The organism is Williamsia sp. M5A3_1d, from assembly GCF_053345315.1.
This window is the reverse complement of record NZ_JBKEZX010000003.1, coordinates 39,866-50,932: the sequence shown is the minus strand read 5'-3', so window position 1 is coordinate 50,932 and position 11,067 is coordinate 39,866. Positions and strand designations below refer to the sequence as shown.

Annotated in this window: 8 protein-coding genes; all 8 read right to left on the bottom strand. The window is 55.7% G+C overall.

The features are described 5' to 3' along the window. Window positions 1–6: 6 nt before the first annotated feature. Window positions 7–1,485 (bottom strand): polysaccharide biosynthesis tyrosine autokinase, encoded by a 1,479-nt coding sequence (locus ACLBW1_RS12735; RefSeq protein ID WP_447812223.1) that lies wholly within the window; start codon window positions 1,483–1,485, stop codon window positions 7–9. Next, complete coding sequence (locus ACLBW1_RS12730; protein ID WP_447812222.1) at window positions 1,478–2,533, bottom strand: glycosyltransferase; 1,056 nt, start codon at window positions 2,531–2,533, stop codon at window positions 1,478–1,480. The genes ACLBW1_RS12735 and ACLBW1_RS12730 overlap by 8 nt, the downstream gene beginning before the upstream one ends. Window positions 2,534–3,329: 796 nt before the next feature. Continuing rightward, window positions 3,330–4,472 carry a glycosyltransferase family 4 protein gene (locus ACLBW1_RS12725; protein WP_447812221.1) on the bottom strand — a complete coding sequence of 381 codons (1,143 nt, stop codon included), beginning with the start codon at window positions 4,470–4,472 and terminating at the stop codon, window positions 3,330–3,332. 2 nt (window positions 4,473–4,474) lie between these two features. Then, window positions 4,475–5,947: an O-antigen ligase family protein gene (locus ACLBW1_RS12720; RefSeq protein ID WP_447812220.1), complete on the bottom strand. Its 1,473-nt coding sequence runs from the start codon at window positions 5,945–5,947 to the stop codon at window positions 4,475–4,477. Between the two features lie 21 nt (window positions 5,948–5,968). Beyond that, complete coding sequence (locus ACLBW1_RS12715; protein ID WP_447812219.1) at window positions 5,969–7,933, bottom strand: glycosyltransferase; 1,965 nt, start codon at window positions 7,931–7,933, stop codon at window positions 5,969–5,971. Further along, window positions 7,930–9,225, bottom strand: a complete 1,296-nt coding sequence (locus tag ACLBW1_RS12710; RefSeq protein ID WP_447812218.1) for an oligosaccharide flippase family protein — start codon at window positions 9,223–9,225, stop codon at window positions 7,930–7,932. Before ACLBW1_RS12710 ends, ACLBW1_RS12715 begins: the two co-directional genes overlap by 4 nt. Window positions 9,226–9,298: 73 nt before the next feature. After that, complete coding sequence (locus ACLBW1_RS12705; RefSeq protein ID WP_447812217.1) at window positions 9,299–9,985, bottom strand: acyltransferase; 687 nt, start codon at window positions 9,983–9,985, stop codon at window positions 9,299–9,301. Continuing rightward, entirely contained in the window at window positions 9,978–10,718 is a 741-nt protein-coding gene (locus ACLBW1_RS12700; RefSeq protein WP_447812955.1) for a glycosyltransferase family 4 protein, read from the bottom strand. The genes ACLBW1_RS12705 and ACLBW1_RS12700 overlap by 8 nt, the downstream gene beginning before the upstream one ends. Window positions 10,719–11,067: the final 349 nt, after the last annotated feature.

Below are 11,067 nucleotides of genomic sequence, written 5' to 3'. Positions count from 1 at the left end.
TTCTCCTCAGTGCTTGGGCTTGCGTCTCGGCTCGAGGACCTGCTCGATGGCCTTGGGCTCGCGGTTCCGACCGAAGAGCGACTTCTTCTGCGTCGGGTTGACTGCGTAATAGCCGTACCGCCCCTTCGAGGTGGGCGCTTCGGTGAGAACGAACCCGATGATCGGCGTGCCGCTGTTGGTCAGCTGGTCATAGGCATCCGACAGGTCGCCGAACTTGGTACTTCCCGAGCGGGCCACGAGCAGAATTCCATCCACCCATTGCGCGAGGACGGCAGCGTCGGTGACCGGCAAAACCGGCGCAGAGTCGACGATGACGTAATCGAACGAAGAACCAAGCTCGGAAAGCGTCACGCCGGCTCTCTTCGAGGCCAGAAGTTCTGCCGGGTTCGGCGGGCGCGGTCCGGAAGCCAGAACCCACAGCCCGTCGACGGCACTGGGCTGAACCAGATCGGAGAGGTCGCCGTCACCGCGCAACGCGTTGGTGAGTCCGATGTCGCCGAGCAAACCGCTGCGGGTGTCGACCTGGGGGCGGCGCAGATCGGCGTCAACCAGTACGACTCGATTGCCGGCCTCCACCAGAGCCGCCGCGAGATTCATAGCGGTGGTGGTCTTGCCCTCCACCGCGATGGGACTGGTCACCAGGATGATCTTGGGCGGACTGTCGACGTTGGCGAACGCCAGGTTGGTGCGGATCTTGCGGAACGCCTCGGCCGAGGGCGTGGCACCGCCCTTGAAATCGATCAATCCCCGCTTCTTCAACAACTCATCGGTCGGGATCGAACCGAGGACGGGCGTGTCACTGACACCTGCGATATCCGACTCATCCCGAATCTTGTTGCTGAACCGAGCCCGCGCCAGAACACCAAGAACGCCCAACAGAAGACCCACCACCACGCCGAGACCCACATTCCGGGTGGTCTTCGGTGTGACCGGAGAATCGCTCGCGTCCGCGGGCGTCACGAGTGTCAGTTTCGCCAAAGGCTGACCGCCGCCGCTCGGCGTCTCGAGACGCGACACATAGGACGTCATGGCGGTCGAGATCGCGTTCGCGAGCTTCTCGGCTTCTCCGCGGTCTTTGTTCACTGCGGAGATGTTGAGCAAAACAGTCTCCGTGGTCGCTGTGCCAGAGACATCAGACTTCGCATCCTCGACGCTGATGCCGAGTTTTGCCGTCTGAAGCGCTTGCCGGACCACAGCGTCGGAGTTCACCAGCTTGGTATAAGAGGTGACACGTTGTTGTGACGCCAACGAACCCTGGTAAGCGGTCTGCGAATTGTCATCTGTGCCCGAAGTGACGTAGAGCGTCGCGGTCGCTCGATAGATCGGCGTCTGGAGAAGGCAGTACCCCAATGCCAGCAGTCCTACGACGACCGCGCAGGCCACGATCGGCAGCCACCCACGCCGCAGTGCGCCGATTACATCGCGGATCGACTCACCTTCAGTGGTGAACGATCGAGAGTCCGTCATAGCCAACGAATCAGTCATAGCTTATGGAACCACCCTCGTCACTGGCGCGCAGGCTCTCTGCTGCTCCGTCGAACTCGCGCTTACTGGGCGCCGCCCCGTACATCAAGTCGCTGTAGCTGCGGCACACCGCTTCCCAGCTGTAGTACTGCTTTGCGCGGGCCCGAGAAGCCTCGGCCATATGGCTCTGCGCCGCAGGATCTGCAATCAGCGTTGCGATCGAATCTGCGATCGCTCGCGGGGTGGGCTGGACGAACCGTCCTGCCTCGCCGAGGACTTCACGATTGTAGGACGTGTCGCGAGCAATGGTGGGAGCCCCGCACGCCATAGCCTGCACGAGCGCCGGGTTGGTTCCACCCACGCTGTGCCCATGAAAGTACGCCCCGCAATTTTCCCAGAGTGAGAATAGTAACGCGTCGTCCTTGACGTGGCCGAGCCAGTGAACATTGTCGCGGCTGTCGTGAAGCCGCTGCAGATCCTCATCGAAGGCCCCCCCATAGCCCGATGATCCGACTACCACCACCGGTTGCTCTTTCAGCATCTCCACCGCGTGGATGAACTCTCGAATTGAGTTTTCCGGAACGAAACGCGCCACCATGAGCGCGTAGGTCCCGCGTTCGAATCGCGGCGAATCGAGGGTCGGGTAATCAGGATCGCCACCGTACGGGATGAACGTACCCGAGCGCCCGAACTCCTGAATCCAGTAGTCCTTGATCGCCTCGGCGTCGAAGACGAGTTCGTCAGCGTAGCGTGCGGTCATACTCGCACCGAGCTTGAACACCCGGCGAGCTAAAGGGCCCCACTTCGCGCGCTCCCACTCGACACCGTCGACATTGACAACTGTACGAATGCCGCGTGCCTTCAAGATTGGCAACCAGAAGCCGTTCGCGACGTTCATGATAAGAGCAACTTCGACGCCGGTCAGCGCCGCATCGATCGCGGCGCTCAGTCCGTACGAGATTGTGCTTAGCGACTTGCTCTCGAGGCCACGCGTGGTCTTGACCCTGACTCGCTCGTCCAGGTTCGGGTCATCCGACCTAACTGCACCCGGACGGCCGTAGACCGTCACATGCCAGCTGTCGTTGACCAGGTACGGAGCGAGCCGCCGAACCAGGGTCTCAAAACCGCCGTAGTAGCTCGGGTACCCACGAGTACCGATAACGACCGCTCTGCCGCGGCTTTTCAGCGGCGAATACGCTGCTCGAGAGCCCGGAAAGAGCCTCCAACCACCTTGCCCGCTCGGCCTCACTACTCAAACTCCCACTGTCGCCGGAGAAACTAGCTAGAACGGCGCTCGACGTTGTTCAACCCGTCAGGCAGCCGCAAGATGATCACGCCACGTTGCGCTCGAAAGCTGGCCCCTCGGATTTAAAAGCCCAGGATACGAGACGGCAACGAACTTGCAATGCCCAATTTACGGGGCCGGCACGAATAACCCTCGGAAGCGAAAACATACACGGATTGAGCACCCCTTATCGGCTACCGGAAAATTTGAGCTAGCTAAAACACAATTTGCGCGCCGCAACTACGTCCGTCTCCAACTATCGCAGAACGTAACATAACGAAATATATACAGCGCCACTGCAAGCCGCAACTTGAGCTGGACGCCGCCTCCGATCCCGCAGCCCAGGTCACGCTATCTTCTCAGTTCCGGTCATGAACCGACACCTGCAAACCGACTACTCATACGAAGGCAAGTCACGCGATCGTATGAACTTTCCGCCGAAACGACGGCGCAGCCAACGGCCGACCTAAGCCCACCGAACCAGCCGGCTTCAATAACCACTGCATCAGAAAGTTTGAATACTAGTTTCTCGTGTTACCCGCGTTTATCGAGTATTCCTTAGAGAAAGCACTCAAGTAAATCACAAATTTGCGCTTTGGGCCGCGGAGTAGACCTCAAACATCTGCCGCGCGACAATCGACAATTGAAAATGACGTTCCCAGTGGTGACGACCGTTGCGCGCCAGCCGATTTCTTACACTCTCCTGCTTCAAAACGGCCAAGCAACGAGTTAGCGACTCGCGGCCGTCGAAGATGAGAACAGACTCACCGTCCTTTAGACCCAGGCCATCCACCGCCAGCGCCGTTGCGACAACTGGAATGCCAAAAGCCAATGCCTCCAACGCTTTAACCCGAACACCCCCACCAGAACGAATAGGTAGAAGCACGAAATCCGCATTCTCGTAGAATTCTCTAACGTCAGGCACGTCGCTGTGAATCTTCAAAACCGCATCGTGCAGACCAGTATTTCCCAACTCGAGCGCCGCCCTGCGACCGACGATCGCGAAACGAACCCCAAGATCGCTATTCCAAGCCTTGCAATGGGTTATTATTTCCCGAGCCGCCTCTACGTTCGGACGGTAGTCCATCGAGCCGATGAACAAACCACTCATGGACGTGGGCGCCCCACGCACGGGAGCCGTCACCGTAGGAGCAGGATGCGGATGCGCCAGAGGCACAACCACCACATCAGTTGCCCGGGAAGGCGCCACGGTTAGAACGCGCGAACGTTCCTCCGGGCTAAATACGACGATCCGCTCCGATGTAGACAGTGCACGGCGCTCCCACATACAAGCAACGGCCCGCTTTAAGGAATTCTTGATGAAAGCAGGGTTGGACATTGCATTATGTACGGTGAGTACCGACGGTGCCGCTAACCTGAGCGCGAAGAACGAGTGCTGAACGTCAACAACGTCATAGCCGCCACTATTTATGGTCTCCTCAATAGCCTCTCGGACCCTGCTCGAATGGTGAAGAGCGTGGATATCAATCAACCGGAGAAGAGCCAATTTGATTCGCCAGAAGACTCGTTGAAGCGGTATCGGTCCGACCTCGATCTCCTTTAATCCGAACGGGCCATATTGGGCCACATCGGATTTGCCCCAGACTGGGTAAACAATATCGACTTCGTTCCCCAATTCAACATAGTAACTCGCCATGTTCACCGCACGTATTCGGTCGGCACTATCGGCCGGCAGCACCGAATGCGGCATGACAACTGCCACCCTCACCCCCGACCTCGCATTCCACTCGACCGATCTCGCAGGCTATACGGAACCGTAGCAATTTCCAACACCAACTGGCGCCTGTCCTGTTGAGCACATAACGCTATTCCAAGAAGCACAGCGAAGATGGATAGATTTGATGTCTCGATGAAGAAGTAATCGTTATAGCCCTGAACGAATGTGGCCACCAGAGCGGCGATGCAACCCACGGCCAACACAGACGGCGAATGCAGCCAAGAGCGGATCAACCTGAAACAAATGATTGCAACCATCAGACACATACAAATGACTCCGACGAAGCCGATCTCTAGCCCCACCGCCAGCCACAGACGATGTGGGTGGGCTAGCGGAACAGGGAAGATACCTACGTTTGTAGAAAGCTCTCTGTAAAAACCTCCAAATCCGAGTCCCAGAGGATGCTCGCGCAACAGTAGATTGCCAGCCTGCTGCTCACCTCGGCGAAACACATCACCACCCTGCGCGCTGAAAAATCTTTCGTATGTTGACTTCAATGCAGAGTTCGGCACAGTCAAAACCAACAAAATAATGGAACCCACCACAGCTGCCAGCTGAGCAATTGCAAGTTTGGGCGTTCGCAGAGAACCCAACAGAAGAATTCCTATGCCTACTCCGACGTAGATGATCGCTCCTCGGGAGAACCCCTGCCCAACCTGGGTGAGGCATAGAAGCGACGCTACGGCGCATAACGCCCTACCACAACCCTGCAGATTGGCTATATCGAACGCGGCATTTAAAAGAATTACCACTGCAAACGCCAAAAAAGCCGAGTAATTCGAATAGTATCCGAACGTAGAGTCGATATCCGGCGGATGATAGGGAGGTCCCACGAATCGATAAAATCCAGATCGCTGCAGGATTCCGAAGATTGCCGCCAACGACGCCGCCGCTGCTAGCGCCAAGTAAAACGACGCTGCCAAACGCCTCCTGCTGACGCTTCGAACGGTCGCTGCTATGCCACCGACTACAACCAGGATGAGCAACCAACGCGCGAACCCAAACCAACTCTGTTGGTAGTTGTTACTGAGCGCGGCAATTAGCGCAGATAGTACGCTGATACTAGTCAGTGCCAAGAAGTAGCTGTTTTTCCGCTGGCTACTCAGCATACAGAAGAAGTAACAGGGCGTTACCGCAAGCAATACCAGATCGCTCGTCCCGGAAATCCAGTCCGATCCGGCTATAGGGTAGTTAATTACGGAGAGAAACACCAAGACGACCAATGCTGCAACGGGCCGGCGAGCAAGGCCGATCGCTAAAGGGATAGAAATCAAATAGAGTGCGGAGACCTGAACACCGCCCACCGTATTTTCGCTCAACAAGATAAGAACTATGAACGCATGGCCCAGATGGATGGGCGTTTCTAAGAACCGCGCGAGTGGGCGACGCGGGAGGCTTCCACTCAAGGTATTCTGAAGCGCCTGGCGATCACCCGTCAGGGCAGCTTTATGGAATGTCATGTCAATCCTACCGTTCTTAACTCACGCGACCTGAGTAATATCTGCAATCAAAGTGGACCACGCTTCAGCGAACGTTGACATCGAGTTGTGGTTTTCGACAAATACGCGTGCCTGTGCCACTACCTTCACAACCTCGGAATCACGAGACTCGCAAAGAGCCAGTAGCTTGACCATTGCCGCAATGTCATTCGGATCGACAACCAGTAGCGCGTAACCCGGCACTACTTCAAGTAGCTCTTCGATCCAACCCGTTCTTGTTGTAATAACTGGACACCCAACCGACAGCGACTCCAGAATGAGATAACTACAAGCCTCGTAAAGAGAAGGCAATAGCAGTGCACTGGACTGGGCCAGCAACGTTAACAACTCATCCCGATCCAAGACACCCAAATCTTGGGTACGCGAATCACTGCCCGGGCCAGCAACTTTCAACCTTTTGCCAGCCAGGTTGGCAACTTCGACTGCAGTCTCGTATCCCTTCCTATTTTCTCGCCTTCCCGCAAAAACAAGACCGGACGGTGGTTTTGTGGGCGAGGCGTAATGCGATACCGGCACCGCATTGCCAACTACTGACGGCAAACCCATTCGGTACCAACGCCGAACCTCCCTTGCGCTGGACTTAGATACCGCGACGCGTGCCGTCCCCAGCCCTGATAGAAATTCCGCGAGCCCGCCACCCAAAGCCGAGGCAACTGCCCAGTCGCGAAATCTTCGTCCGCGCCGTGTGCACAGAGAATTTTGCACCATCGTGCCGTGGAATACGTGAACCCGCGGACAGCCCATAGCCGGGAAAAATCCAAGTTGACCATTTGTTATGAGAACGGACGGACGCAACTCTCGAATTTCCCGACGAAGACTGACTGCTTCTCTGACTGCTTCCAGTCCAAGGCGCCGCAACCACCTATGTTCTTCTTTGCGCGGGGCTACCGTCCGGATTCGCCAACCACTATCGCCAAGCACCGCTGCCAGGTCCACGCAAAACCGTTCAACACCTCCGGCGCGAGGATCGACGCTCGGCGTTACAATCACGACCTGTCTGTCCGCAAACTCGTCGACATATCTCGAAAGCTGTATGCGGGGTCGGTTCGAAAGATAAACACGGCGAGAACGCGCTATTACCGACGCTTTTGCACGAACTCGTATCCGTTCGAAACTCGTCTTAAATCCTTCGCGCTTCCAACCTTTCCAGCTTGTCTCTAACTGCCTTAGAGTTTTATCGTGCCTTTTGCCAAAGAATAACTCGTTCCGCAATACCCAGGCTTCGTATCGGATGGCGCTCCTGCTATGTCCACCGCCGAAACGCCGATCTTGCCAAGAGTGCGTTGCGCAGGATCGGACAATTTTGTGGCCGTCAGCCCAAACTCGCAAAAACAAGTCAGTTTCCTCGCGCCAACTATTTCCGCGATAATTCGAATCATACAAATAGGCCTTCGCAATCGCCGCATCAATCAATATCGCGGAGAATAGGTATGGTGTGACGATTTCTCGTAATGTTACGGTCGACGGGCCGTCGCGGAGGCCGATGTGTCTTCGCGGAGCGTCTGTGAAGCGCCGGCGAACTTCCTCGATCGATTCCGAGGTCGCGTTAAACCACGGTGCTCCCGCAAGAACAGCTCCGTGGGCTACAGCTGCAGCCTTAAGCGTCTGGGCGTAGTCGGCTGGGACAAGATCGTCGTCATCCACAAGGAGTATCCAGTCAGTAACTGCCAACTGAATTCCACGGTTTCTTGCGGCTTGCGCACCCCCACGGTCTTGTTTGATGAACGACACTCGGGAATCAATTTTAGACACTTCCCTTAAGAATTCCTCAGTGCCGTCCGTGCACCCGTCAAGTACGAAAAGCAAGTTTGTCACACCATTAATTTCGAGCTTATTCTTGATCGTATGCTGAAGCGCAGCTAATCGGTCGTGTGTCGCGCAGACGAGCGTGCACGTTTCTCTTCCGAGCAAATGCTCTGGATCCTGTTTTGGTGAGTAATTGTTCATATTTTGACCGCTTCCGTGTGCGATTCGGGGACCCTTTTGATACTTAGAAACACAAGTCCTCCAAGGGCTGCGGTGATCGCTGTCTCTATGACGATCAACGTTGTTGCGACAAGCTGCACAGAACCCAAGAGCGCGAATAGCCAAATAGTCAAGATCCCTGCAAGGCTTCCGACAATCGAGACCCATGCGGATGCCCTCTGCCGGTCTTGCGCAACTAGGGCCGAGGATAGGATGAACGCTCCACATATCGGAACAAAAGCACAGATTAATATGCGAAGCAGTTCTGGTGCGCTCATGAATTCCGACCCTAGAAGCAATTTGCACAGCGGTGTCGCAAAAATTTGCACCAAGATCGCTACGATTATGGCCGCGCCAGTTATTAGCCAGAAGTATCGGGCAACTACGCGCCTTCGGTGAAAAGGATCTGATTGAATGGCGACGATACGTGGAAACGCAACTGAATTAACCGTTGCGGGCAAAACTTGAGCCGAATCAAGGATCCGCATCGCCGCTAGGTAACTGGCCGCGATTTCTCCACCAAAGACTGCGGCGACTATAAGTTGATGCCCGCGGTAATATGCTGTGGATGCGCCGTTCGAGAAAAATAATGGCACACCACGTCGAATGAGATCGCTCCATCGTTGTAAACCTGCATGTCTGACGCTCGTGCATTTCTCCTGGTCTGCTTGGTGTCTCTGAATCGCTTGTCTCGCCGCCAGGTATGCAAGCGCAGCTTGTACAGCACATGCCACCACGCTCCCGACCGCGAAGACCTCTGTTGACAGACCTAAGAAAGCAGTGCCCAAGACCCATCCAAGCCACACCACGTTCTGGCTTACCAGGATCAACCCCACCCTCACGGCCTCTACCCGACTCTCCGGAACTGCTCGGAACGCTGTAAATGCGTACGGGATCGCCGCAAGAATGCAAGTATTAATTATCAAGGCGTCATCAAGTTCTGCCACCGCAAACACCACCGCGAAGAGGACTGCTGCAACTGGCAATAACAGTGCTAGACGCGCGTACACTATGTGCCTCGCCTGTTGTCCACTAACACCGTTCTCGGTAAGTGCCTTTACTCCTAAAATGTAGACTCCCGAATCAGACAGGGCAAACAGGATTGACGCGCACGTGAAACCTGTTGCGAGCACAGCGTATCTTTCCGGGCCCAAATACCGCGCCAATACTGCAACTGTCAATACGGAGCTAAGTAGTCCCGCTGATCTAAGGCCCAACTGTACCAATTGCGGAGTTGCATAGCGGACAAATCTAACGGCTTTGGTTGCTAGCATCACATTCTAGCCTTTTGGCCACGGCGGAATGGCGATGTCCATGGACAACATTTACCGAAGAATTCTCTTCCGCTCATATCTTTTTCACTACTCGAGCCGGCACGCCAGCCAGAATCTCGTTGCCGTCGAAATGACCGCTGACTACCGCACCAGAAGCAACGACCGTTCGAGGTCCAATTGATGTACCCGCGAGGATTGTCACCCTCGAACCGATCCAGCAGTTGTCCGAGATGACGACGCTACTCTCAATTGTGCCTTGTTCGCGAATGAGAGTATCGGGGTCCGAATAGACATGGTTTTGGGAGTGAATAAAGAGACCCGGTCCAACGATGACGTCGGAACCAATCTGGATGCCCCCCGAACATCCAAGGTGAAACCCTTCCCCGATCCCGGTGTGGTCTCCGATCGTGACACCCTTCCCAACCAAGCGCAGACTGCTAGTGCAGGTCAGTGTTCCATTGCGACCCAACTTGACCTGACGGCCTAGCCTCACGCCCGCTACCGCTCTGCAGTCGAGATAGCAGCCTGGCCCCACAGATGAGCCGCGTCCGATCGCAAGCGATCGGGCGCGCCGAATTCTTACGCGCGATCCCAGGAAAACGACGCCTCGCAGGCGGACAACACCGCGAACCAAATCTAAAGAACGAATGCCTATTTCGCCAAAAACATCTCTGGGCGTAAGCCTTCCGTCGACTATGATTTCTTTCCCAACGACAGCTGCCAGTTTTGAAATCAATTTTGCTCCGGACAAGCTAGACATTTGGCGCTTTCGAAAGGACGAGATCGAACGTCTGGCGCAGCCGGGCTGCAACGCTATCGTATGAGAACATCTCTGCGAGCCAGTTGATTTCAGTCGCCGTTATTGGTGCTAAAGCTTCTATATCGGGCAGGTCGGCGATGGGACGACTAATTACGTGACACAAGTTTCGCACGGCCGGCGGAAAACCATCTAGCGCAAAACTCGTCGCGGCAACCATCGTTCCGTGCATTAGCGATTCAATAACCTTTACTTTCATTCCGCCGCCAAGATTGATTGGCGCCAAAGAGAGGTCAACCGACGAATAGAATTCGCTAACAGTATCTACCTCACCAACAATTCGCACTCCATCGGGAGGGTGCTGCAACCTGCCGCTGCCTCGGCCCGCCACCAGGACGTCCCACCCAGCGTTCCTCAGGAAAGGGAGCCAATCTACATATAAAGTCTCAAGGGCGTGCCTATTAGGCCAATAGTCAAAGTTTCCAATGAACCCAGCTGTTGGCTTCCCGCGGTCCGGGTTCGCAGTAGACCGTTCTTTCGAGACTTCGATTGGAACGGGAATCCAGGTGGCTGCAATGCCTCGGTTTTGCAGCGCCAATGCGTCCCCCCACCCTGCCGTGGTAACGACGGCGGCCCTTGAGATGTAGTACCTCTCGAGTTCGGCCAACAGGTGTGCCTGAGCGGCAGCAGAAACGGCGGCACCTCCTTTTCTTGCGGCGGCTTCACGCGAGCACATACGGCTCCACAGGTCCATAAAGTCAATCCACAGCGCCGACCGAGGCACGGTTTTTGACCATCTCGCGTGTTGAAGGCTTGCTGCCACGAGCACATCTGGCGCCATTGACCTAAGTTGACTTGAGATATTTTTGGATCGTCCGCCTGTCTGCGTAGGCAGTGGAAGATATTGGCGTTTCAAGTCGCCCATTCGGGCTCGTGCAGTTCCACTGGGACGCATGGATGACCCGACCCAGTCATCACCGAAGACTGCGCCAACTCGATTATCAGAGCTTTCAAGGGCTTCGATGAAGGATCGCGTACGCATACGACCGCCATGACTCGGTCCGTAAGGATTGCCGTAACTGGTG

Excerpts from the sequence above, each read along its gene's own strand:
- ACLBW1_RS12720 (WP_447812220.1), bottom strand. The coding sequence starts at position 5,947 with ATGACATTCCATAAAGCTGCCCTGACGGGTGATCGCCAGGCGCTTCAG.
- ACLBW1_RS12700 (WP_447812955.1), bottom strand. The coding sequence starts at position 10,718 with ATGTGCTCGCGTGAAGCCGCCGCAAGAAAAGGAGGTGCCGCCGTTTCT.
- ACLBW1_RS12715 (WP_447812219.1), bottom strand. The coding sequence starts at position 7,933 with ATGAACAATTACTCACCAAAACAGGATCCAGAGCATTTGCTCGGAAGA.
- ACLBW1_RS12705 (WP_447812217.1), bottom strand. The coding sequence starts at position 9,985 with ATGTCTAGCTTGTCCGGAGCAAAATTGATTTCAAAACTGGCAGCTGTC.
- ACLBW1_RS12735 (WP_447812223.1), bottom strand. The coding sequence starts at position 1,485 with ATGACTGATTCGTTGGCTATGACGGACTCTCGATCGTTCACCACTGAA.
- ACLBW1_RS12710 (WP_447812218.1), bottom strand. The coding sequence starts at position 9,225 with ATGCTAGCAACCAAAGCCGTTAGATTTGTCCGCTATGCAACTCCGCAA.